Raw genomic sequence first — 23,360 nt, forward strand, 5'->3', positions numbered from 1 at the left:
TTATTCGGAAAGATGCTCAGCGCGTTGCCATTTGTGAACGGAAACGAGCGAAGATAAAGATGACGGCAAAGCACACCGCTGGAACCAGCTCTGCTGTCGGAATATTGCCTGCGGCATCGCTGACGAAGCCCATGACCGGGGTGACGATACCGCCGCCAATAATGGTCATGACGATGAATGACGAGCCGTATTTTGTGTCCTGGCCCAGATTCTTGATCCCGAGAGAGAAGATGGTTGGGTACTGAATGGACATGAATGCGCTACACAGCGTCAGCGCCAGCAGGCCAATATGACCGCCGCTGAATGCGGATATCAGGCACAGCACCATCGCCAGCAGAGCATAGGCTGCCAGGACTTTGTGCGGCGCGATGCGGCTGATAAGCCAGGTGCCGGTAAAGCGGCCGATAAAGAAGCACACCATGGTGCCGGTCAGGTAGTTGGCGGCGAAACCGGGCGTCATACCGGGGATTTCTTCAATAGCGTAACGAATCAAATAGCTCCAGCAGGCGGTTTGTGCCCCGACGTAGCAGAACTGCGCCAACACCGCCCAGCGCCAGTGGCGAATGCGTACCAGACGGGAAAGGGAGGCCGAGAATGAACTCTGCGTGGTATCGGTATGATCGTCACTCTGCAGGGCCGGAAATTTTGTCAACATGATCAGCAGGGCGACCAGTAACACAATGGCCACGATGATCATGTAAGGCGTTTGTACGGATAACACCAGGCTGTGTTTGTAGGTGCTCAACTGCTCGGGCGACATTTTATCGAGCACATCCTGAGATTGATGTGGCACGTTAGACAAAATAAGACTTTGCCCAAACACAACGGCAATAATGGCACCGAAAGAGTTAAATGTTTGCGCCAGGTTAAGGCGAAAATGACCGCCGCTTTCCGGGCCTAATACCGTAACAAATGGATTGGCCGCAGTTTCAAGACAACCTAATCCAGCGGCAATAATAAACAGGCCGATCAGGAATAAGGTATAGTTCATGATTTCAGCAGCAGGCCAGAATAAAGCGGCACCGAAAGCATATAAGAACAATCCGGTAATAATACCTGCTTTATAACTCAGTTTTTTCATCAGTATCCCTGCCGGGATTGGAATGACGAAATAGCCAAAATAGAACGCGGATTGGATTAGCCCCGCTTGAAAATTGGTTAGGGTAAAGGCTTGCTGAAACTGGGGTAATAAAATGTCATTCAGATTGTTAGCGACAGCCCAAAGAAAAAAGAGTGAGCAAAGCAGAGCGAATGGAATAATGTAGCGCTGAGTTTGTCCGGCATCAGCCGCACGAAAACTCTGCGTTTGTATTGTTGTGTTTCCCATAACATCCTCATTGGTTCAGAAGCGTCAGAGTGTGGTCGTTCTTGCTTATCAGACCGTAAAAACTGAAGAGTTCTTTTTGCTCGCCGGTATAAAACGGTTGCCAGGAGTGAACTCATGAATTCATTTTCGAGTAAAAAAGGTTGTTTAATATGATGATGGTCACATTTAATGATAATGCACTGTCTTTATGTGATAGTTGTCACTTTAATTTGTTAAAAGTAATGCCCGTTTGAGAAAATAAATCTTAAAAACCACAGGGCTGATGACCGATTTATTTTATTACGCAAAAAACGGGCATTTATTGCCTTCGGGAAAAATAAAATGCCCGTTTTGATAAATATTATTAATTGCGGTCATTTCACATGGCTGATGTTATGTCAATAATGGCTGGTTTTAACGGTGTTAATTGATGGGGGTCACAAAATAAAGCCATGAAAATTCCATTGGTGCTTTTCAATATGATGATGGTGAACAAATTCACGGTTAGTGCAACAGAATAAATATGATTGTTCTGTTGGTGGTTTGAATCATCAAGAGAGGTAATAAATGGAACGAAATAAACTGGCTCGGCAGATTATTGATACCTGCCTGGAAATGACTCGCCTGGGGTTGAATCAGGGTACGGCTGGCAACGTTAGCGTCCGCTATCAGGGCGGTATGCTGATTACGCCAACGGGAATTCCCTATGAAAAATTGACCGAGTCGCACATTGTTTACATTGATGCCAACGGTCAGCATGAACAGGGAAAACTGCCCTCCAGCGAATGGCGTTTTCATATGGCCGCCTATCAGACGCGCCCGGATGCCCATGCGGTGGTCCATAACCATGCGGTGCACTGTACCGCCGTTTCTATCCTCAACCGTCCTATCCCGGCCATCCATTACATGATTGCGGCTGCCGGGGGGAATTCTATTCCCTGTGCGCCGTATGCCACGTTTGGCACGCGTGAACTGTCCGAGTATGTGGCCGTTGCGCTTAAAAATCGCAAAGCGACGCTATTGCAGCATCATGGCCTGATCGCCTGCGAAGAGAATCTGGAAAAAGCGCTGTGGCTGGCCCATGAGGTTGAGGTTCTGGCTCAGCTGTACCTCAGCACGCTGGCTATTACCGATCCGGTGCCGGTGCTGGATGATGAAGCCATCGCCATTGTGCTGGAAAAATTCAAAACCTATGGCTTGCGTATTGAAGAGTGATCGTGGCGCGCGAACAGGAGAAGGGCAATGGCAAACAGAATGATTTTGAACGAAACGGCCTGGTTTGGTCGTGGCGCGGTAGCGGCGTTAACCGATGAGGTGGCGCGTCGCGGCTATCATAAGGCATTGATTGTCACTGATAAAACGCTGGTGGAATGCGGCGTGGTGGCAAATGTGACGGGCAAAATGACGGCAGCGGGGCTGGCGTGGGAAATATACGATGGCGTGATCCCTAACCCGACGATCCGCGTCGTAAAGGAGGGGCTGAAGGCCTTTGAACAGAGTGGGGCTGATTATCTGGTTGCGATTGGCGGGGGCTCACCTCAGGACACCTGTAAAGCCATCGGTATCATCAGCAATAACCCGGAGTTTGCGGATGTTCGCAGCCTTGAAGGATTGTCACCAACGCGTCAGCCCAGCGTTCCGGTGATGGCCATTCCAACGACGGCAGGCACGGCGGCGGAAGTGACCATTAACTACGTCATCACCGATGAGGAGAAACGGCGGAAATTTGTCTGTGTCGATCCGCACGATATTCCGCAGGTTGCGTTTATTGATGCCGATATGATGGACGGCATGCCGCCAGCGCTGAAGGCAGCAACCGGCGTTGATGCGTTGACGCATGCCATTGAGGGGTATATCACCCGCGGCGCGTGGGCGTTAACCGATGCACTGCATATTAAAGCCATCGAGATGATTGCGGGCGCGCTGCGGGGCTCTGTTGCCGGTGAACGCAGCGCCGGGGAAACGATAGCGCTGGGGCAGTACGTAGCCGGAATGGGGTTTTCCAACGTGGGTCTGGGGCTGGTTCACGGGATGGCTCATCCGCTGGGGGCTTTCTACAACACGCCGCACGGTGTGGCCAATGCTATTTTGCTCCCGCATGTCATGCGCTATAACGCCGAGCATACCGGCGAGAAGTTTCGTGATATTGCGCGAGCGATGGGGGAGAAGGTTGAATCGCTGAACCTGGCGCAGGCGCGTAATGCTGCCGTTGATGCGGTATTTGCGCTTAACCGCGATGTTGGGATCCCGCTGTATTTACGCGATGTTGGCGTGCGTAAAGAGGATATTCCGGCGCTGGCGCAAGCCGCCTTTGACGATGTCTGTACGGGAGGGAACCCCCGCGAGGCGAGTATTGCGGATATCGTCGGGTTGTATCAGGCGGCATGGTGATTTTGCCGGATGATGCTGCGCTTATCCGGCCTACATGCTACACCATCCTGTAGGCCGGATAAGGCGTTCACGCCGTCATCCGGCAACGCCACTAACGCGCCAGCCGCAGCTGCTGCAAATTGCCATCAATGTGCAAATCCGTGTGTAGCCGCGCGATATCGCGGCATAAAAACGCCATTTCCTGGTGCTCTACCAACTTCTTACGCCACTTCTCTGGCACTTCATCGAGATGCGCATACAGCGCCTCCAGGGTAGGGAACTGCGTCAACAGCTGCGTGGCGCTCTTCGGACCAATACCGGCGACGCCCGGGACTTTCGAACTGCTAATACCGGCTAATCCCCAATAGTCCGGTAGCTGCTGCGGCTGGACGCCAAACTCCTTTTCGATAAACGGGACATCCAGCCAGCGCTTCTGGAAATAATCGCGGATGCGCAGCGTCGGGGAGAGCAGCTGACAGTAGCCTTTATCGGTCGACACGATAGTGGCCTGATGCCCTGAACCGGCGACCTTAACCGCCAGCGTTGCCGCTAAATCGTCGGCTTCGTTGCCGCTCGACTCCCAGCAGCGCACGCCGCGCAGCTCAAAGGCGGCACGCAGGGCGGGCATCTCGGCGTGGAGATCTTCCGGCATTGGCGGGCGCCCGGCTTTGTAATCCGGCAGGCGCTGGTGCCGCCAGCCGCTGCTGCGGGCCTCATCGTCAAATACCGCCACCGCATGAGTGGGCTGGCTGTGCGCAATCAACTGGTCCAGCGCGTGCTGACAGGTCGTGACGCAGGGCGAACCCTGAACGGCATGAATACGGCGAATTAAGTTGAGTGCGTCAACGATAAGCAAATGGACGGCCACGGGCGTTCTCCCTAACAGACAGGGCGCTAAGGGTAACATTCAAGGGCAGGAGAGGCTATTGGTGGGGGGGAAAACGGGAAGAGGCCTCGCAAAACGAGGCCTCTGTGGCGAACAAACGTTAGTCGCAGGCAACCACTTTCATTGCCAGGCCACCGCGTGAGGTTTCGCGGTATTTCGCGTTCATGTCTTTGCCGGTTTCGTACATGGTCTCGATCACTTTATCGAGGCACACGCGCGGCTCGCTGGTACGGCGCAGGGCCATACGCGCGGCGTTGACCGCTTTCACCGATGCAATGGCGTTACGCTCAATGCACGGCACCTGTACCTGACCGGCTACCGGGTCACAGGTCAGGCCAAGGTTGTGTTCCATGCCGATTTCCGCAGCAATGCACACCTGGGCCGGGCTGGCACCCAGAAGTTCGGCCAGACCCGCGGCCGCCATGGAGCAGGCGACGCCGACTTCGCCCTGGCAGCCGACTTCGGCACCAGAGATGGACGCGTTCATCTTGTAAAGTGAGCCAATGGCGCTGGCAACCAGCATATAGCGTGCCAGCGAGTTAGCATTCACTTCGCGGATAAACTTGTCGTAGTAGGCCAGAACCGCCGGGACAATCCCGCAGGCACCGTTGGTGGGTGCGGTGACCACGCGGCCACCGGCAGCGTTCTCTTCGTTGACCGCCAGCGCGAACATGTTAATCCAGTCAACCACCGCCATCGGGTCGCTGCTGATTTTATCCTGGCTGACCAGCATGCGGCGCAGCGCGGCGGCGCGGCGCGGTACGCGCAGTTTACCAGGCAGAACGCCTTCGGTGGTGGTGCCGTGCTCGATTCCGCCCTTCATCACTGCCCAGACGTCGGCGAAGTGCTTTTCCAGCTCTTCTTTGCTGTGCAGCGCGAGTTCGTTCTGCATCATCAGGCCGGACAGCGACAGGCCGGTTTCGCTGCAGTGACGCTGCAGGTCGGCGGCGCTGCTGTACGGGTATGGCACCGCGACCGGCGCTTCGGACTGCTGGCCAAAGTGTTCTTCGTCGACGATAAAACCGCCGCCGATGGAGTAGTAGGTTTTGCTGTACACGGCTTTGTCGCCCGCCAGTGCGGTAATGCGCATGCCGTTTTCGTGCAGAGAGAGATTGTCCGCATGGAAGTTCATGCACTGGTCAACCGGGAACTCCACTTCGTGTTGGCCGTTAGCCAGCATCAGTCGGCCGTGAGTATTCACGTCCTGAATAAACGCTGGGATGGCGTCGATATCAACCGTATCCGGCAGATTTCCTGCCAGACCCATAATAATGGCGATATCCGTATGGTGACCTTTACCGGTCAGAGAAAGTGAACCGTAAACATCGACGACCACGCGAGTGATATCAGTCAGGATCCCACGCGCAATCAAGTCGTCCGTGAATTGTTTGCCTGCTTTCATTGGCCCGACGGTGTGCGAGCTGGAAGGACCAATGCCGATTTTGAAAATATCGAATACGCTAATCATGAGGCGTCCATTGTGTATCGAGGTGCGCCGCCCCGAAAGGCGGCGCAGGGGGATTAACTAAACAGAGAGTAGGAAATGGCGGAGATAGCAATGAGACCCATCAGGACAACGAAGACGTTGCTGATGTGACCGCTATATTTACGCATTGCCGGTACTTTCTGAATCGCATACATCGGCATCAGGAACAGAATCATCGCGATGATTGGGCCGCCCAGGGTTTCAATCATACCCAGGATGCTCGGGTTCAGGGTTGCCACGATCCAGGTGGTAACCAGCATGAACAGCGCAGTGATTTTGTTCAGTTTGTTGATTTCGATGGATTTGCCTTTGCTACGCAGAGACTTGATAACCATCCCGTTGAAACCTTCACGAGCGCCCAGATAGTGGCCCAGGAAAGATTTGGTGATAGCGATAATCGCGATGATCGGCGCCATCCAGGCGATAACCGGTGCGTTAAAGTGGTTCGCCAGGTAAGACAGGATGGAGATGTTCTGCTCTTTTGCCGCCGCCAGGTCCGCTGGGGACAGGCTCAGTACGCAGCTGAAGACGAAGAACATTACGGTCAGCACCATCATGATGTGGGCACGTGCCAGGATAGAGGAGCATTTTTTCTCTGCGCCCTGGCCGTACTCTTCACGCTTCGCTACCGCGAAGGAGGAGATGATCGGTGAGTGGTTGAAGGAGAACACCATGACCGGAATCGCCAGCCACAGGGTCATCCACAGACCGTTACCGGTTGAAGCTGCGCTGCTAAAGGACAGCGTTTCCAGCGCCGCACCGCTCCACTGAGGAATCAGGTACAGAGCCAGCACCATCAGTGCCGCAACGAACGGGAACACCAGGATGCTCATCGCTTTAACGATCATCTGCTCACCGAAGCGAACGATAGTCATCATACCGACGATCAGAATCAGAGACAGGATAGCGCGCGGCGGCGGCGTCATGTGCAGCTGGTGAGCCAGGAAGCTCTCAACGGTGTTGGTGATAGCCACGCTGTAAACCAGCAGGATAGGGTAGATGGCGAAGAAGTAGAGCAGGGTAATCAGTTTACCTGCGCCGACACCGAAGTGTTCTTCAACCACTTCCGTAATGTCTTCACCCGGATTTTTACCGGAGAGCACGAAGCGGGTCAGGCCGCGGTGTGCGAAGAAGGTCATTGGGAAGGCGAGGATTGCCATGATGATCAGCGGAATCATACCGCCTACGCCGGCGTTGATTGGCAGGAACAGTACGCCTGCACCGATTGCGGTGCCGTAAAGACCCAGCATCCACATTGTATCTGTTTTGCGCCATCCGCTAGCAGATTCTGCTGTGACGATAGTGCTGGTTTGAGTGTTTTCCATCTGTATCTCCTGGAGGAAGGAAAAATGCTAATTTTTTAGTCAAATAAAGTGAAAAAAAAGATAAAAGTAATATTAAATTTTATAAGTGTCGGTGTTTTTGTGATTTTTACCCAACGCCGTTTTGACGAGCGCAAATGTACATTTAACTGGTGAATGTATCAGTGATCATGATCTCAAATGTAATAATCCACTTTTAGTGCGGGATATGGCAGGTAATTTTCCTGTGATAACTCTTTAAGCGGATATTTATGGGCGCGAAGGCTAGCATTGGCAGTATGTGTGGTAAATGGGGATAGGGGTAAATACGATGTTTTTGCTGATAAAAATGATGAAAATGGCGTTTTTTAGCGCCCAATCATAATTATTGCTAATAAAATGCGGTTGGCATTTGCACGCAAACGATTGGCATGAGAGCTGTAACACAGTTTTAGCGATGTTTTAGCTAAAAAAAAACCGGCGGAAAATCCGCCGGTGAGAAGTGAAATGCGCTGTGGCTGACGGTCAGGCGCAGATTTCGTAGCAAGGAATATAGGCAGAGCCGGGAAGCTTCATACGGTGCTGCGCCACAAAACCCTGTAGCAGTTCGTCCATACGGCGCATCATTTCTTTATCGCCATGAATTTTGTACGGCCCGAACTCTTCAATTGCCCGAATGCCCACCTCCTTCACGTTTCCGGCAACGATGCCAGAGAAGGCGCGGCGCAGGTCGGCGGCCAGCACTTCCACCGGCTGGTCCGGATAGAGCTTGAGGTTAGCCATATTCTCGTGCGACGGCTCAAACGGCATCTGTAGATCGGGCGCAATGCGCATTGACCAGTTGAAGCTGTAGGCATCGCCGGTGTCGCGGCGGTTTTCTTTGACCAGCGGCATCGCTTTTTTCATCTGACGCGCCACTTCGACTTCATCGTCGATGATGATCTTATAGTGGCGACGCGCGCCTTCACCCAGCGTGTGCACGACGAACTCGTCGAGCACGCGGAAGTAGTCAGCGCTCTCTTTCGGGCCGGTCAGGATCAGCGGCAGCACCTGGTCTTTGTTTGCCGGGTTCATCAGAATACCCAGCAGATACAGCAGCTCTTCCGCCGTTCCCACGCCGCCCGGGAAGATAATGATGCCGTGGGCGATACGGACAAACGCCTCAAGGCGTTTTTCGATATCGGGCATGATGATCAGCTCGTTAACCAGCGGGTTAGGCGGCTCGGCGGCAATGATGGACGGTTCGGTCATACCGATAAAGCGGCCTTCTTTGTAGCGCTGCTGCGCATGGCCGACCGCGGCGCCTTTCATCGGCGCTTCCATCGCGCCTGGCCCACAGCCGGTGCAGATGTTCAGCTCGCGCAGGCCAAGCTGGTTACCTACGCGGCGCGCGTACAGGTACTCGTTTTCATTGATAGAGTGGCCGCCCCAGCACACCACCATGCTTGGCGCTTCGCCGACGTGCAGCGCACGCGCGTTACGCAGGATGGAGAACACCAGGTTGGTAATATGGGTTGAGCTTTCCAGATCCAGATTCGGGAAACGCACGGTGTTATGGATCTGCCCGTAGACGAACAGAATATCGCGCAGCACCGCAAACAGGTTGGCCTGCAGCGAGCGGATAATACGCCCGTCAACGAACGCCTCTTCCGGCGGATTAATAAGCTCCAGCTTCACGCCGCGTTCGCGGCGCAGTACGTTGATGTCAAAGCTTTCGAAGCGGGACAGCAGTTCTTTACTGTTATCGGTCAGGCTGCCTGAGTTCAGTACGGCCAATGAGCAGTTGCGAAACAATTGATACAGGTCGGTGCTGGCCGTGCGTTTAAGCATGTCGACTTCCAGCTGCGACAACATATCCATTGCGCCAAGCGGGCTAATATGTGTAATCAAGTGAACTCCTTAACGGGACGAAAATCGTCTTCCTTAGTGATTACAATAGCCTTGCTGGCGCGGGAACGACAACCTTAGATGCGGAACAATGTGCAACACATTGAGACATTGTTCACGTTACTGACGTACCAGGCGGCCAATAGCCGGCACGAATTCCGCATTTGAGCGCCATGGGTTGATATCCAGCCCGCCGCGACGGGTGTAGCGGGCATAAACGCTCAGGCTTTCCGGCGCGCAGAAGCGGAGAATATCGTTGAAGATACGCTCGACGCACTGCTCGTGGAATTCATTATGGTGACGGAAAGAGACCAGATAGCGCAGCAGCTTTTCGCGGTCGATTTTGGGGCCACGATACTGAATTTGCACCGAGCCCCAGTCTGGCTGATGGGTAATCAGACAGTTTGATTTCAGCAGATGGCTGACCAGCGTTTCTTCCACCACCTTTTCACCGGCGGCGCCGTCGAGGTAGTCGGCGTTGAACTGGTAGCTATCAATCTCAATATCCTGATCGTCAATGCAGCTGCCGTGGAAATGGGCGATAGGCTGACCTTCGATTTCGTCGAGGCGGTACAGGGCTACGGTGACTTTACCCTGCGCGCAGGCGCTCAGATCGCGCTCCAGCGTTTCCTGCACGTCCTGCCAGCAGGCAAAACGCGTTTGGTTAAAACTGTTCAAATAGAGTTTAAAGCTTTTCGATTCGACCAGATTCTCCGTCTCATGGCTGAGCTCAACGTGGCCGACGGCCACCTGCGGCAAGCCTTTGGCATTGAGCCAGGAGAGTTCGTACAACGTCCAGATGTCCGCGCCGTGAAACGGCAGGGAATCGGCATGCAGCCCCAGCGGATCGCGGTTCAGGCTACGCGGGACGCCCTGCAGCAGGCTGGCGTCGTAGGTATCACGGTAATCTGTGGTTTTACCGAGCGTCAGGCCGGCAAGCGCCTGATGGTTATCATAAGAAGACATGTTTCACCGTTATAAAGCAGGTACACTATGGTTTTAAGTGTACCCTGGCTAACCTGAAGAGAGAAATTCGTGGATCAGCAGACCGCAGACGCATTACACGCATTTACCCAACGCTATTGCGATGCCTGGCAGCGCACCTATGGCAGCCTGCCGCGCAGCGAAGAGCTGTACGGTATTCCCTCACCGTGTCAGGTGTCTACCACCGGCGAGGCGGTGTACTGGCAGCCGCAGGCGTTTGACGGCGAGCAGAATGTAAATGGCGTTGAACGGGCTATGGATATTGTGGTACAACAACCCATTCACACATATTATACCACTCAGTATGCGGGTGATATGCAAGCGCTTTTCATGGGGGAACCCCTGATGCTGCTGCAGGTGTGGAGCCCCGAAGACTTTCGGCGCGTGCAGGAAAACCTGATTGGTCACCTGGTCACGCAAAAGCGCCTGAAGCTTTCGCCGACGCTATTTATTGCCACGCTGGACAGCGAGCTCGACGTGATTTCCGTCTGCAACGTGACCGGTGAAGTGGTTAAAGAGACGCTCGGAACGCGCAATCGCCTGCCTCTTGCCTCCTCTCTTGCGAGCTTTCTGACTCAACTTGAGCCAATTCTGTAGGAAAATGTACCCATCCCTTTGTGAGAGATCTCTTACACGCTCTGTGAGAGATCGCCAGAATATCAGTAAGACACTTATCCCATCATTTTAGTAATTCTTTTTTATTTCAATATGTTATTAATTTTGTCAGGCAATTTTTACGTCTGTAAGCCTTAAGGATTTGCCTGTAAGACGCTTGTAAGACGAAGGGAAATAGCGGATTCTATCTACGTCGACAGGGAGTCGCACAATGAAGTGAACATCAGGATGATGACGCTTCATAGGACACACCGGGAAGGTGATTCAAGGAAAGGCTTCAGGAAGAAGCAAGAGGATAGCGCAGGAGCGCGTTAAAGGACACCTCCAGGACGGAGAATGAGAGCCAGACAGGATATCTGGTGGATCAGGAAGATCGGGACACACTCAAGGATTGGGTGAAATCGCATCGGGGTGGTGTGATGCAGGAAGCAACCGTTTAAGGATGAACTGGTCAGGAGACCACAGGAAAAGTTGTCACGGATGAGCAGGGAGCACTAAAAGTAGCTGGATTGCTGCGAAACGAACCGGGAGCACTGTTTTTACAGTGCTCCCTTTTTTTGTTTCCCACCAACTAGTGGTATCCTGCGCGCGATTTTGTTTCCTCAGAGGTTTTCCATGACACGCCACGATAGCCTTCGCGACCAACTCCTGCTTATTGAAACGCTGCTTCGCCAGCATCAGCACTGGCAGGATGATGCGCCGCACGAAAGCGCCTTTGCCAGCGACCAGCCGTTCTGCATGGATACCCTGGAGCCGCTTGAGTGGCTGCAATGGGTGTTGATTCCACGTATGCATCAGTTGCTGGACAGCGGAATGCCGCTGCCAAAAGATTTCGCCATCGCGCCCTACTACGAGATGGCGCTTGACGCCGCGCACCCGCTGCGCGCCATCATTCTGCCGCCGCTTGAACAGCTGGATGCCTTCTTTACGAGTGACCCTCACTGATGCTGGAAATTATCTACCAGGATGAATGGCTGGTGGCGGTCAATAAACCGTCCGGCTGGCTGGTGCACCGTAGCTGGCTCGATCGCGACGAGAAGGTGGTGGTGATGCAGACGGTACGCGACCAGATTGGCCAGCACGTCTTTACCGCCCATCGCCTCGATCGCCCAACCTCCGGCGTATTGCTGATGGGGCTCTCCAGCGAAGCCGGGCGTTTGCTGTCCCAGCAGTTTGAGCAGCACCAAATTCGCAAGCGCTATCACGCTATCGTGCGCGGCTGGCTGACCGATGAGGCGACGCTGGACTACCCGCTGGTAGAAGAGCTGGATAAAATCGCCGATAAGTTTGCCCGCGAGAATAAAGACCCGCAGCCTGCGGTGACGCACTATCGCGGTATGGCAACGGTGGAAATGCCGGTCGCGACCGGCCGCTACCCAACGACCCGCTATGGGCTGGTCGAGCTGGACCCGCAGACCGGCCGTAAGCATCAGCTACGCCGCCACCTGGCGCACCTGCGTCACCCGATCATTGGCGACAGCAAGCACGGCGATCTGCGCCAGAATCGCAGCGCCGCTGAACACTTCGGCTGTCACCGCCTGATGCTGCACGCCAGCCAGCTGTCGTTGACGCACCCGTTCACCGGCGAGCCGCTGACCCTTCGCGCCGGGCTGGACGAGGTCTGGATGCAGGCTTTATCACATTTCGGCTGGCGCGGGCTTCTCCCCGATAATGAAAGGGTTGAGTTTGTTGCCGACTGCGGTCAGGATGAAGCTATCCAGAAGTAAACAGGGAGTTAAATCATGGCTGAAGTAGGGATTTTTGTCGGCACCATGTACGGCAATTCGCTGTTGGTGGCGGAAGAAGCGCAGACGATTCTCGAAGGGCTGGGCCATCAGGCGGCGGTCTTTGAAGATCCGACGGTCGCGGATTGGGAAAGCTACACCGGGAAATATGCGCTGGTCGTCACGTCGACGACCGGCCAGGGCGATCTGCCTGACAGTATCGTGCCGTTGTTTAACGATCTCCAGGATATGTACCAGCCTCATTTGCGTTACGGCATTATCGCCCTCGGCGATAGCACCTATGCGAACTTCTGCGGCGGCGGCAAGCGATTCGACGCGCTGTTGCAGGAGCAGGGCGCGCAGCGCATTGGCGAGATGTTGATGATTGATGCCTCGGAAGACCCGGAGCCGGAAAGCGTCTCTAATCCGTGGGTCACGCAGTGGGCGGCGCTGTTGAAATAGCCCTTTCTCCTTTCCACACCGGTACGACGGCGTCGTACCGGTTGCTATTTGTTGATCGGCCACACTATTGAAGAAATTTCCCCTCTAATATTGTGCATATGCACGATGAGCTGTCGCTCGCCTGTTCCTATACTGCGTTTAGCATCATTTTGACGATCGCGAGATTTCTCGCTCCGACGCGTCGGGCCGGACGATGTCCTGCTTTCGGCCGTCATTTCAGTAGACAAGGATTTAACCATGACGATTCACTCTTCCACGCCCGTGGTAACGGCCATGCAGGTCATTCCGGTAGCCGGGCATGACAGCATGCTGATGAACCTGAGCGGCGCCCATGCGCCGTTCTTTACCCGCAATATTGTGATTATTCAGGATAACGCAGGGCATACGGGCGTGGGGGAAATTCCCGGCGGCGAGAAGATTCGCTCCACGCTGGAAGAGGCCGTGCCGCTGGTGGTCGGGAAGACGCTCGGGGAATACAAAAACGTCCTTAACCGCGTGCGCGCCGTTTTTGCTGACCGTGATGCCAGCGGTCGGGGCCTGCAAACCTTTGATTTACGCACCACGATCCACGTTGTGACCGCTATTGAAGCGGCCATGCTGGACCTCCTTGGGCAGCATCTGGGCGTGAACGTCGCGACGCTATTGGGCGACGGGCAGCAGCGTAGCGAAGTGCAGATGTTGGGCTACCTGTTCTTTATCGGCGATCGTAAGGCAACGCCGCTGCCGTACCAGAGCCAACCTGACGACGACTGCGCGTGGTACCGGCTGCGTCATGAGGAGGCGATGACTCCCGATGCGGTGGTGCGCCTGGCGGAAGCGGCCTATGAAAAATACGGTTTCAATGACTTCAAGCTGAAGGGTGGCGTAATGGCCGGGGAGGAAGAGGCCGAGTCTATCGTGGCGCTGGCCAGGCGTTTCCCGCAGGCGCGCGTGACGCTGGATCCGAACGGCGCGTGGTCGCTGGATGAAGCGATTCGGATCGGCAAATATCTGAAGGGGACGCTGGCGTATGCGGAAGATCCGTGCGGCGCTGAACAGGGTTTTTCCGGCCGTGAGGTGATGGCCGAGTTCCGTCGGGCAACCGGCCTGCCGACCGCCACCAATATGATTGCCACCGACTGGCGGCAGATGGGGCACACGCTGGCACTTCAGTCGGTCGATATCCCGCTGGCGGACCCGCACTTCTGGACGATGCAGGGCTCGGTGCGCGTGGCGCAGCTGTGCCATGAGTTTGGTCTTACCTGGGGTTCTCACTCAAACAACCACTTTGATATTTCTCTGGCGATGTTCACCCACGTGGCCGCCGCTGCGCCGGGAAACATTACCGCCATTGATACTCACTGGATCTGGCAAGAGGGCAACCAGCGTCTGACGAAACAGCCGCTGGTCATTGCGGGCGGCAAAGTGCAGGTGCCCGATAAGCCAGGGCTGGGCGTTGAGCTGGACATGGACCGGGTGATGCAGGCCAACGCGCTGTATCAAAAGCACGGCCTGGGGGCTCGCGACGATGCGATAGGCATGCAGTATCTGATCCCAAACTGGACGTTTGATAATAAACGTCCCTGCATGGTGCGCTAAGCTTACAGCCGCTACTTCGTACAAGGACTGCTTATGAAGATTGTGATTGCCCCTGATTCGTACAAGGAAAGCCTGAGCGCCCTTGAGGTGGCCAGCGCCATTGAGGACGGATTTCGGGCGATATACCCCGATGCCGAGTATATCAAGGTGCCGGTTGCCGACGGCGGTGAAGGCACGGTGGAAGCGATGGTGGCTGCCACCCAAGGCCGCGTGGTGCAGGTGACGGTGACCGGCCCGCTTGGCGAGCCGGTGGCGGGCTTTTACGGTATCTCCGGCGATGAGCGCTGTGCATTTATCGAGATGGCCGCCGCCAGCGGGCTGGCGCTGCTTCCGCCCGCAGCACGTAATCCGCTTAAGACCACCTCATGGGGAACCGGTGAGCTGATCCGCCATGCGCTGGATCTTGGCGTGACGTGGATCATTATCGGCATCGGCGGTAGCGCGACCAATGACGGTGGCGCTGGCATGGTTCAGGCGCTGGGGGCGAAACTGTTGACCGCCGACGGTCAGCCGCTCGCCCCCGGCGGCGCGGCGCTGGCGACGTTAGCGAAAATCGATATCAGCGGGCTGGATAAACGCCTGGCGCGCTGTCGGATTGACGTAGCCTGTGATGTGACGAACCCGCTGATTGGTGAAGAAGGCGCATCGGCCATCTTTGGCCCACAGAAGGGCGCCACGCCGGAGATGGTCGCCCAGCTTGACCACGCGCTGGCACATTATGCCCGGCATATTGCCGACGACTTAGGGCTCGACGTGCTGACTCTGGAAGGCGGTGGTGCCGCGGGGGGAATGGGCGCCGCGCTGTACGCTTTTTGCGGCGCACAGCTGCGTCCGGGGATTGATATTGTCACCGAAGCGCTGCACCTTGATGCGCTGCTGGCGGATGCGGATCTGGTCATTACCGGTGAAGGGCGTATCGACAGCCAGACCATCCACGGCAAAGTCCCTGTGGGGGTTGCGCGGGTGGCTAAGCGCCACCGGATCCCGGTGATTGGTATTGCGGGCAGCCTGACGGCAGACGTTGGCGTGGTACATCAGCATGGTCTTGATGCCGTGTTTAGCGTGCTGTATCGCATTTGTTCGCTGGACGACGCGCTGGCGGAAGCGGGAGCAAACGTACGGATGGCGGCGAGGAATATTGCCGCAGTCATCAAGATTGGGCAGTCTCTGTAGGCCGGATAAGGCAACGCCGCCATCCGGCAATGTGCGCCGGGCGGCCTGATGGCGCGGTGCTTATCAGGCCGCCCTGTTTGCGCTAACCCAGCATTTTCTTTGTTTCGCGCGTGACGTTATCCATTTCATCAAGCAGCTCCAGCAGTTCAGGCTCCAGCTCCTCTGCCGGGGTGCCGCCGCGCAGCTGGCTTTCAATCAGATAACACAGATGCTTCAGACGCGGCACGCCGCTATAGCCGCAGCTGCCGTGCAGTTTATGAATGGTATCGACCAGATTTTCCGGCTCTTCACCGACCAGCTGTTCCTCAACTTTGTTACGGACTTCCGGCAGGAAGGCGATCAGCATGTGCAGCATTTCGCGCGCCAGGTCTGGCTTGTAGGCTGCCTGACGCAGCGCCAGCTGCCAGTCCAGCGTGGCGTTAAGATCCACCGGCGGTTCTATCGGCTCCATTTGCAGCGGGCGCGGCGGAGTGTTCAGGCCGGGTTTGTAGCGTAGCAGCAGGTCGTGCAGCCGCTTTTCTTCAATCGGTTTGGCCAGATAGTCATTCATGCCGGCGGCCATGAGCTTCTCTTTTTGCCCAGCCAGCGCGTGGGCGGTGACGGCAATCACCGGCGTCTGCTGCTGGTGCGGAAGCTGGCGAATCAGCTCACAGGCGCGAATACCGTCGATATCCGGCATCTGAATATCCATCAGAATCAGATCGAACTTCATCTGTCTGGCGCACTCAACCGCCTGCTGACCGCTTTCACACAGCTCGACGTGCTGCACCTGATCGTCAAGCAGCGCGCCGATGAGCTTCAGGTTCGCCGGGTTATCGTCTACGGCCATCACCGTCATTGGCAGGCGATGTTCGCTGGTTGGCAGCGCTATCGTTGACGACGTGACGTGGTTGAACTCCAGCAGCACCGGCAGCAGGCGGGTTGAGGTCAGCGGTTTCAGCAGGCAGGCCGCCGCACCGTTCTGTTTAAGCGACTCAGCGTCGACCTGTGCGTGGCACGGTAGCGCCAGCACCAGATGATCGGTCATCCCCAGCGCGGCGTTCAGCTTATCGCGGTGGATTGCGAGGTCGCGTACCGACACCGGTACGGCAACCAGCAGAATATCGTAGAACTCGGCGGGCAGGGCGGCAATGCTCACCGCGTACACCACCTCCAGCGGCGTTGAGGCCAGAATATCCAGCGTCGCCTGCGCGGCGGCGGCGTTAGCCTCGACGTAGGCGATACGTTTGCCTGCCAGGCTGCGGGTATCGGGCCCGTCGGCGATCACGTTCGGATTGAGATCGAGATTGATGTTAAACCAGAAGGTCGAACCGCGGTTTGGCTGGCTGTGGAAGGAGATATCACCGCCCATCTCGCGCACCAGCTTCTGGGTGATAACCAGCCCCAGCCCGGTGCCGCCGTGGCGGCGGGAGATGCTGGCATCGGCCTGGCGGAAGGCCTGGAACAGCCGCGATTGATCGCGCTCCGGAATGCCGATGCCGGTATCGCGGATTTGGACTTCAATCTGCACTTTGTTATTGCTGACGGCGCGCTGTTCGACCAGTACGTCAATATTGCCGTTCTCGGTGAACTTGATGGCGTTGCCGACCAGGTTGGTGATCACCTGCTGAAGACGCAGCGGATCGCCGATGACGTTGTCCGGCACGTCATTTTTAATGTTTAGCGTCAGCTCCAGACCTTTATCGTGCGCCGAGTGCGCCAGCAGCGTGACCACTTCATCCAGCGAATTGCGCAGCGGGAACGGGATGCTTTCCAGCAGCAGTTTACCGGCCTCGAGCTTCGAGAAGTCCAGCACGTCGTTGATGATCGCCAGCAGGTTGTTGGCCGATCGTTCAATGGTATTGAGGTGATCGCGCTGGGTCGGGTTCAGCTCGGTTTTGAGCGTCAGGCGAGTAAAGCCAATCACGCCGTTCAGCGGCGTGCGCAGCTCATGCGACATGTTCGCCAGGAATTCAGACTTGATGCGCGCCGCTTCCTGGGCGCGTTTCTTGGCCAGATCCAGCTCGACGTTCTGAATCTCCATCTGCTCCAGCGTTTCGCGCAGGTCCGAGGTGGCCTGGTCGACGTTGTGCTGCATCTCCTCATGGTAGGCCGCCAGCGACATGGCCATCGAGTTGATGCCGTTTTTCAGCATATCCAGTTCGCCGAGCATAAAGCCTTCAACGCGGCTGTCGAGCTGCCCACGACGGATACGGTCAACGGTATTCACCATGTTGCGAATCGGCCCGGTCACGTCCTGCATCAATCGCCAGCCGAAGATTAACGCAATGCCGATACAGAACAACATCATCACGCTGGAGATGAAGATCTCTTTGTACTGCTGGAGACGCACGGATTTGAGGTCCAGCTCCAGCGCGACGTAGCCCAGCATATTGACCGGGGTTTTCGCATCTGACTGCGGCGACTCATCCGGCGAGTAGTGCTCGGAAATAATCGGCGTTCGCAGAATCATGATATCGCCGTGGCGCGTCACGCTTAGCCTTCGCGGGAAAGGCATACCGCGCGGCAGCTGAAGCTCGCCGGGGTCCAACTGATAGTTCGAGGTGACAAACAGCTTGTTGTGTTCATCATAAACTGAAATGGCCCGCACGATATCGGAATGGCGGCGGTGAAGTACGCTTATCAACTGACCGATCGATTCACGGTTTTGTAAGTTCATACCGTATTCACTGGAGACGGCAAGCGGCTCGATAATACTCGCGCCGGCGTCTTCCAGTTGACGCTGCAGGTCGTTATAGCGGTGTACGACGAAGAAGATGCTGAGCAGTAAACCGATAAGTACGGTCGGCGCCAGGATCAAAATCATCATTCTTGCACGCAGGCTGTAGTTGGTCATGGAGGTCCGTTGTGGGAGAATCAGGGCAATATATTTGATTGAGAAAAATCTCTACGATGGCGCAATTCTACTCTGCAAAACGGCGCGTGACGACGCGTCAGATCATAACCGTGACAGTCAGCGATCTTGATCCCTTTGGGCAAGGTGTGGCGCGCCACAACGGTAAAGCATTATTCATCAATGGCTTACTTCCAGAAGAACGGGCTGAAATTACCCTCACGGAAGATAAAAAACAGTATGCGCGCGGCCAGGTCAAACGTCGTCTGAACGACAGCCCGGAGCGCGTTTTGCCGCGCTGCCCGCACTTTGGCGTCTGTGGCGGCTGCCAGCAGCAGCATGCTGCGGTTGCACTACAACAGCGCAGCAAGCGCGCGGCGCTTAATCGTTTAATGAAGCATGAGGTTGATGAGGTTATCGCCGGTGACGCCTGGGGATACCGCCGCCGTGCGCGTCTGAGCTTGAATTATCAGCCGAAGACCCAACAGTTGCAGATGGGTTTTCGCAAGGCGAATTCGAACGATATTATCGATGTGGTGCAATGCCCCGTTTTGGTGCCCGCTCTTGAGGCGCTGCTGCCGGCGGTGCGTGAATGCCTGAGTAACCTGAAGGGGCAACGTCAGCTCGGACATGTGGAGCTGGTGGGCGCGGACAACGGCGCGTTGATGGTGCTGCGCCACACCGCGGCGCTGAGCGACGACGATAAAGAAAAACTGGAACGCTTTTCGCATTCTTCCGGCGTGGCGCTGTATCTGGCGCCGGAAAGCGAGATACTTGAACGCGTTACCGGTGAAGCCCCCTGGTATTCTTCAGACGGTCTACGCTTAACCTTCAGCCCGCGTGATTTTATTCAGGTGAACGACGGCGTAAACCAGCAGATGGTGGCCACGGCATTAGCATGGCTGGATGTTCAGCCCACAGACCGAGTGCTGGATCTGTTCTGCGGTATGGGTAACTTTACGCTGCCGCTGGCGAAGCGTGCGGCGAGCGTCGTCGGGGTAGAAGGCGTTCCGGCGCTGGTGGCGAAGGGGCGTGAGAACGCCGCGCAGAATCATCTCGAAAATGTCACTTTCTTCCATGAGAATCTGGAGGACGACGTCACCCGTCAGAGCTGGGCGAAGCATGGTTTTGACAAAGTTTTACTCGATCCTGCCCGTGCTGGCGCACCGGGCGTGATGCAGCATGTTATAAAATTAGCGCCGACGCGGGTGGTGTACGTGTCCTGCAACCCGGCTACACTTGCGCGCGATAGCGAGGCGTTGCTGAGTGCGGGTTACCAAATTCAGCGTCTGGCAATGCTTGATATGTTCCCGCACACTGGGCACCAGGAATCTATGGTGCTGTTTGAGCGTCGGTAATAACGGTGGCTTGTCGACTTCGACAGGCCGGTCCCTGAAAGGAGAGGACAATGGTTGCGGTAAGAAGTGCACATCTCAATAAAGCTGGTGAGTTTGACCCACAGAAATGGATCGCAAGTCTGGGAATTTCCAGCCAGCAGTCGTGTGAACGCTTAGCCGAGACCTGGGATTATTGTCGCCGACAGACCGTAGGGCGCGATGACGCCGAGCTGATGCTTTGGCGCGGGGTTGAGATGGTCGAGATCCTCTCCACGCTGAGTATGGATAACGACACGCTGCGTGCGGCGCTGCTGTTCCCGTTAGTCGACGCTAACGTGGTGAGTGAAGAAGTGCTCAGCGAGAGCGCCGGAAAATCGGTTGTTACCCTGATTCACGGCGTGCGCGATATGGCGGCGATTCGTCAGCTGAAGGCGACGCATACCGACGCGGTATCCTCCGAACAGGTCGACAACGTGCGCCGCATGCTGCTGGCCATGGTCGATGATTTTCGCTGCGTGGTGATTAAGCTCGCCGAGCGCATTGCTCACCTGCGCGAAGTGAAAGACGCGCCGGAAGATGAACGCGTGCTGGCGGCGAAAGAGTGTACCAACATCTACGCTCCGCTCGCCAACCGTCTCGGCATTGGCCAACTGAAATGGGAGCTGGAGGATTACTGCTTCCGCTACCTGCACCCGGCCGAGTACAAGCGCATTGCCAAACTGCTGCACGAGCGCCGCATCGACCGCGAACATTACATCAATGAGTTTGTCGGCCACCTGCGCAGCGAAATGAAAACCGAAGGGGTGAAGGCCGAGGTTTATGGCCGTCCGAAGCATATCTACAGCATCTGGCGCAAAATGCAGAAAAAACACCTCGCCTTCGACGAGCTGTTTGACGTGCGCGCGGTGCGCATCGTCGCCGAGCGTTTACAGGACTGCTACGCCGCGTTGGGGATAGTGCACACTCACTATCGCCACCTCCCTGATGAGTTCGACGACTACGTGGCTAACCCAAAACCCAACGGTTATCAGTCTATCCATACCGTAGTACTGGGGCCGGGTGGCAAAACGGTTGAGATCCAGATTCGTACTAAACAGATGCATGAAGATGCCGAGCTGGGTGTCGCCGCGCACTGGAAGTACAAAGAAGGTACTGCCAGCGGGCCACGCTCCGGCCATGAAGATCGTATTGCCTGGCTGCGTAAGCTGATTGCGTGGCAGGAAGAAATGGCTGACTCGGGCGAAATGCTCGACGAAGTGCGCAGCCAGGTCTTTGATGACCGCGTTTACGTGTTTACGCCAAAAGGTGACGTGGTGGATCTGCCGGCGGGATCAACGCCGCTGGACTTTGCCTACCACATTCACAGCGACGTCGGTCACCGCTGCATTGGCGCGAAAATTGGCGGGCGTATTGTGCCGTTTACCTACCAGCTACAGATGGGCGATCAGATTGAAATCATCACCCAGAAGCAGCCGAACCCGAGCCGCGACTGGCTGAACCCGAACCTGGGCTACGTAACGACCAGCCGCGGGCGTTCAAAAATCCACGCCTGGTTCCGCAAACAGGACAAAGACAAGAACGTGCTGGCCGGTCGACAAATCCTCGACGACGAGCTGGCGCAGCTGGGGATCAGCCTCAAGGAAGCCGAAAAACACCTGCTGCCGCGCTACAACTTTAACGACGTTGAAGAGCTGCTGGCGGCCATTGGCGGCGGCGACATTCGCCTCAACCAGATGGTCAACTTCCTGCAGGCGCAGTTCAATAAACCAAGCGCCGCCGAGCAGGACGCGGCAGCGCTCAAGCAGTTGCAGCAGAAAACCTACACGCCGCAGAATCGCAGCAAAGATAACGGCCGCGTGGTGGTAGAAGGCGTGGGTAATCTGATGCACCACATTGCCCGCTGCTGCCAGCCGATTCCCGGCGACGAGATTGTTGGCTTTATTACTCAGGGACGCGGGATTTCCGTACACCGCGCCGACTGTGAACAGCTGGCGGAGCTGCAGTCGCATGCCCCTGAGCGTATCGTTGATGCCGTCTGGGGCGAAAGCTACTCGGCGGGCTACTCGCTGGTGGTTCGCGTGCAGGCCAACGACCGCAGCGGCCTGCTGCGTGATATCACCACGATTCTCGCCAACGAGAAGGTTAACGTGCTGGGCGTTGCCAGCCGCAGCGACACCAAACAGCAGATGGCAACTATCGATATGACGATTGAAATCTATAACCTGCAGGTGTTGGGACGCGTGCTTGGCAAGCTCAATCAGGTGCCGGACGTGATCGACGCGCGCCGCCTGCACGGCGGGTAATCTTTCTGTAGGCCGGATAAGGCGAAGCCGCCATCCGGCAATTTCACCACGCCGGATGGCGGCATAAATGCCTTATCCGGCCTGCTATTTTTAAATTTCCAGGATTGTCACATGACTCAAATCGACCGACTGCTCGGCATCATGCAGCGCCTGCGCGACCCGGAAAACGGCTGCCCGTGGGACAAAGAGCAGACGTTCAGCTCTATTGCCCCTTACACCCTCGAAGAGACATACGAAGTGCTCGATGCGATTGCGCGCGAAGACTTTGACGACCTGCGCGGCGAGCTGGGTGACCTGCTATTCCAGGTCGTGTTTTACGCCCAGATGGCCCAGGAAGAAGGGCGCTTTGATTTCAACGATATTTGCGCAGCCATCTGCGACAAGCTGGAACGCCGCCATCCGCATATTTTTGGCGACGCGCGCGCCAGCAACAGCCAGGAAGTGCTGGCCCGCTGGGAGCAAATCAAAACCGCCGAACGCGCGGAAAAGGCGCAGCATTCTGCGCTGGACGACATTCCACGCGCTTTCCCGGCCCTGATGCGAGCGCACAAAATCCAGAAGCGCTGCTCGGCTGTCGGCTTTGACTGGACGACGCTGGGCCCGGTGCTGGACAAAGTGTACGAAGAGATCGACGAAGTCATGGACGAAGCCAGGCAGGCGGTGGTTGATGAGGCTAAACTGGAAGAGGAGATGGGCGATCTGCTGTTCGCGACCGTTAATCTGTCTCGCCATTTAGGGGTAAAAGCCGAGACCGCGCTTCAAAAAGCCAACGAAAAATTTGAACGCCGTTTCCGCGAAGTGGAGCGAATTGTCGCGGCGCGCGGCCTGGAAATGACCGGCGTAGACCTCGATGTGATGGAAGAAGTTTGGCAGCAGGTAAAGCAGCAGGAACATGATCTCTAAAGAATTTTTGCGGGGAAGGGCGAAAAGTGCGAAATCTTAAATGACAAGCGCTTGATTTGCGTCAAAAACATTTACCCAAAAGGGGCTATTTTCTCACTCCCCATGTTTGTTTCTGCGGCGATTGAGGAGCGAGAATGAAAGTTTGTGGCGCTCGCCATGTTCGGGTATACTACTTTCCCGTCTTGGTTATTCCATCGTTTCACCCTAACTTC

18 protein-coding genes are annotated in these 23,360 nt (G+C 56.0%); 11 read left to right on the forward strand and 7 right to left on the reverse strand.

Annotated features, from left to right (window positions below):
• Positions 1-16: 16 nt before the first annotated feature.
• Positions 17-1,327, reverse strand: coding sequence for an L-fucose:H+ symporter permease (fucP, locus tag H7R56_RS05145; protein WP_106926002.1), 1,311 nt, complete (start codon positions 1,325-1,327; stop codon positions 17-19).
• Between the two features lie 546 nt (positions 1,328-1,873).
• On the opposite strand from fucP, the gene fucA reads away from it, so the two are divergent.
• Both fucA and fucO read left to right on the forward strand, forming a co-directional pair.
• A complete protein-coding gene (gene fucA / locus H7R56_RS05150; protein WP_106926004.1) occupies positions 1,874-2,521 on the forward strand; it encodes an L-fuculose-phosphate aldolase in 648 nt (215 codons plus the stop codon).
• A 27-nt stretch (positions 2,522-2,548) separates the two neighbouring features.
• Positions 2,549-3,697, forward strand: a complete 1,149-nt coding sequence (fucO, locus tag H7R56_RS05155; RefSeq protein ID WP_106926006.1) for a lactaldehyde reductase — start codon at positions 2,549-2,551, stop codon at positions 3,695-3,697.
• A gap of 91 nt (positions 3,698-3,788) precedes the next feature.
• Here fucO and xni read toward each other — a convergent pair whose 3' ends face one another.
• From xni to queF, 5 genes are all read right to left on the reverse strand, one after another.
• Entirely contained in the window at positions 3,789-4,544 is a 756-nt protein-coding gene (xni, locus tag H7R56_RS05160; RefSeq protein WP_106926008.1) for a flap endonuclease Xni, read from the reverse strand.
• A 118-nt stretch (positions 4,545-4,662) separates the two neighbouring features.
• Positions 4,663-6,030 carry an L-serine ammonia-lyase gene (locus H7R56_RS05165; RefSeq protein WP_106926010.1) on the reverse strand — a complete coding sequence of 456 codons (1,368 nt, stop codon included), beginning with the start codon at positions 6,028-6,030 and terminating at the stop codon, positions 4,663-4,665.
• A gap of 53 nt (positions 6,031-6,083) precedes the next feature.
• Entirely contained in the window at positions 6,084-7,373 is a 1,290-nt protein-coding gene (locus H7R56_RS05170; RefSeq protein ID WP_106926012.1) for an HAAAP family serine/threonine permease, read from the reverse strand.
• A gap of 501 nt (positions 7,374-7,874) precedes the next feature.
• Positions 7,875-9,239, reverse strand: coding sequence for a nucleotide 5'-monophosphate nucleosidase PpnN (gene ppnN, locus H7R56_RS05175; RefSeq protein ID WP_106926014.1), 1,365 nt, complete (start codon positions 9,237-9,239; stop codon positions 7,875-7,877).
• A 117-nt stretch (positions 9,240-9,356) separates the two neighbouring features.
• Positions 9,357-10,202 (reverse strand): NADPH-dependent 7-cyano-7-deazaguanine reductase QueF, encoded by an 846-nt coding sequence (gene queF / locus H7R56_RS05180; protein ID WP_106926017.1) that lies wholly within the window; start codon positions 10,200-10,202, stop codon positions 9,357-9,359.
• 69 nt (positions 10,203-10,271) lie between these two features.
• On the opposite strand from queF, the gene syd reads away from it, so the two are divergent.
• The 6 genes from syd to H7R56_RS05210 all read left to right on the forward strand — a co-directional run bounded on the left by syd (position 10,272) and on the right by H7R56_RS05210 (position 15,772).
• Positions 10,272-10,817, forward strand: coding sequence for a SecY-interacting protein (gene syd, locus H7R56_RS05185; protein WP_106926019.1), 546 nt, complete (start codon positions 10,272-10,274; stop codon positions 10,815-10,817).
• 633 nt (positions 10,818-11,450) lie between these two features.
• Positions 11,451-11,780, forward strand: coding sequence for a YqcC family protein (locus H7R56_RS05190; protein ID WP_106926021.1), 330 nt, complete (start codon positions 11,451-11,453; stop codon positions 11,778-11,780).
• Positions 11,780-12,562 carry a tRNA pseudouridine(65) synthase TruC gene (truC, locus tag H7R56_RS05195; protein WP_106926023.1) on the forward strand — a complete coding sequence of 261 codons (783 nt, stop codon included), beginning with the start codon at positions 11,780-11,782 and terminating at the stop codon, positions 12,560-12,562. The genes H7R56_RS05190 and truC overlap by 1 nt, the downstream gene beginning before the upstream one ends.
• A 15-nt stretch (positions 12,563-12,577) precedes the next feature.
• On the forward strand, positions 12,578-13,021 hold the full coding sequence (locus H7R56_RS05200) for a flavodoxin (RefSeq protein WP_106926025.1): 444 nt from the start codon (positions 12,578-12,580) through the stop codon (positions 13,019-13,021).
• A 237-nt stretch (positions 13,022-13,258) separates the two neighbouring features.
• A complete protein-coding gene (gene gudD / locus H7R56_RS05205) occupies positions 13,259-14,599 on the forward strand; it encodes a glucarate dehydratase (protein WP_106926027.1) in 1,341 nt (446 codons plus the stop codon).
• A gap of 33 nt (positions 14,600-14,632) precedes the next feature.
• Positions 14,633-15,772: a glycerate kinase gene (locus H7R56_RS05210; protein ID WP_106926029.1), complete on the forward strand. Its 1,140-nt coding sequence runs from the start codon at positions 14,633-14,635 to the stop codon at positions 15,770-15,772.
• Positions 15,773-15,854: 82 nt separating this feature from the next.
• Here the strand turns inward: H7R56_RS05210 and barA are convergent, their stop codons facing one another.
• Positions 15,855-18,608 (reverse strand): two-component sensor histidine kinase BarA, encoded by a 2,754-nt coding sequence (gene barA / locus H7R56_RS05215; RefSeq protein WP_106926031.1) that lies wholly within the window; start codon positions 18,606-18,608, stop codon positions 15,855-15,857.
• A gap of 56 nt (positions 18,609-18,664) precedes the next feature.
• Here barA and rlmD point away from each other — a divergent pair, with 56 nt between their 5' ends.
• The 3 genes from rlmD (at position 18,665) to mazG (ending at position 23,148) form a co-directional block, all read left to right on the forward strand.
• Positions 18,665-19,963 (forward strand): 23S rRNA (uracil(1939)-C(5))-methyltransferase RlmD, encoded by a 1,299-nt coding sequence (gene rlmD / locus H7R56_RS05220; RefSeq protein ID WP_106926033.1) that lies wholly within the window; start codon positions 18,665-18,667, stop codon positions 19,961-19,963.
• A 50-nt stretch (positions 19,964-20,013) separates the two neighbouring features.
• Complete coding sequence (gene relA / locus H7R56_RS05225) at positions 20,014-22,245, forward strand: GTP diphosphokinase (protein ID WP_106926035.1); 2,232 nt, start codon at positions 20,014-20,016, stop codon at positions 22,243-22,245.
• 111 nt (positions 22,246-22,356) lie between these two features.
• Positions 22,357-23,148: a nucleoside triphosphate pyrophosphohydrolase gene (gene mazG, locus H7R56_RS05230; RefSeq protein WP_106926037.1), complete on the forward strand. Its 792-nt coding sequence runs from the start codon at positions 22,357-22,359 to the stop codon at positions 23,146-23,148.
• The last annotated feature ends 212 nt before the right edge of the window (positions 23,149-23,360 follow it).

The organism is Klebsiella sp. WP3-W18-ESBL-02 (assembly GCF_014168815.1).
Classification (GTDB): Bacteria; Pseudomonadota; Gammaproteobacteria; order Enterobacterales; family Enterobacteriaceae; genus Kluyvera; species Kluyvera ascorbata_B.

What these genes read in the sequence shown, in the direction of transcription:
- fucP (WP_106926002.1), bottom strand. Translation starts at nt 1,327, where the DNA reads ATGGGAAACACAACAATACAAACGCAGAGTTTTCGTGCGGCTGATGCC.
- fucA (WP_106926004.1), top strand. Translation starts at nt 1,874, where the DNA reads ATGGAACGAAATAAACTGGCTCGGCAGATTATTGATACCTGCCTGGAA.
- fucO (WP_106926006.1), top strand. Translation starts at nt 2,549, where the DNA reads ATGGCAAACAGAATGATTTTGAACGAAACGGCCTGGTTTGGTCGTGGC.
- H7R56_RS05165 (WP_106926010.1), bottom strand. Translation starts at nt 6,030, where the DNA reads ATGATTAGCGTATTCGATATTTTCAAAATCGGCATTGGTCCTTCCAGC.
- H7R56_RS05170 (WP_106926012.1), bottom strand. Translation starts at nt 7,373, where the DNA reads ATGGAAAACACTCAAACCAGCACTATCGTCACAGCAGAATCTGCTAGC.
- queF (WP_106926017.1), bottom strand. Translation starts at nt 10,202, where the DNA reads ATGTCTTCTTATGATAACCATCAGGCGCTTGCCGGCCTGACGCTCGGT.
- H7R56_RS05190 (WP_106926021.1), top strand. Translation starts at nt 11,451, where the DNA reads ATGACACGCCACGATAGCCTTCGCGACCAACTCCTGCTTATTGAAACG.
- truC (WP_106926023.1), top strand. Translation starts at nt 11,780, where the DNA reads ATGCTGGAAATTATCTACCAGGATGAATGGCTGGTGGCGGTCAATAAA.
- H7R56_RS05200 (WP_106926025.1), top strand. Translation starts at nt 12,578, where the DNA reads ATGGCTGAAGTAGGGATTTTTGTCGGCACCATGTACGGCAATTCGCTG.
- gudD (WP_106926027.1), top strand. Translation starts at nt 13,259, where the DNA reads ATGACGATTCACTCTTCCACGCCCGTGGTAACGGCCATGCAGGTCATT.
- H7R56_RS05210 (WP_106926029.1), top strand. Translation starts at nt 14,633, where the DNA reads ATGAAGATTGTGATTGCCCCTGATTCGTACAAGGAAAGCCTGAGCGCC.
- barA (WP_106926031.1), bottom strand. Translation starts at nt 18,608, where the DNA reads ATGACCAACTACAGCCTGCGTGCAAGAATGATGATTTTGATCCTGGCG.
- rlmD (WP_106926033.1), top strand. Translation starts at nt 18,665, where the DNA reads ATGGCGCAATTCTACTCTGCAAAACGGCGCGTGACGACGCGTCAGATC.
- relA (WP_106926035.1), top strand. Translation starts at nt 20,014, where the DNA reads ATGGTTGCGGTAAGAAGTGCACATCTCAATAAAGCTGGTGAGTTTGAC.
- mazG (WP_106926037.1), top strand. Translation starts at nt 22,357, where the DNA reads ATGACTCAAATCGACCGACTGCTCGGCATCATGCAGCGCCTGCGCGAC.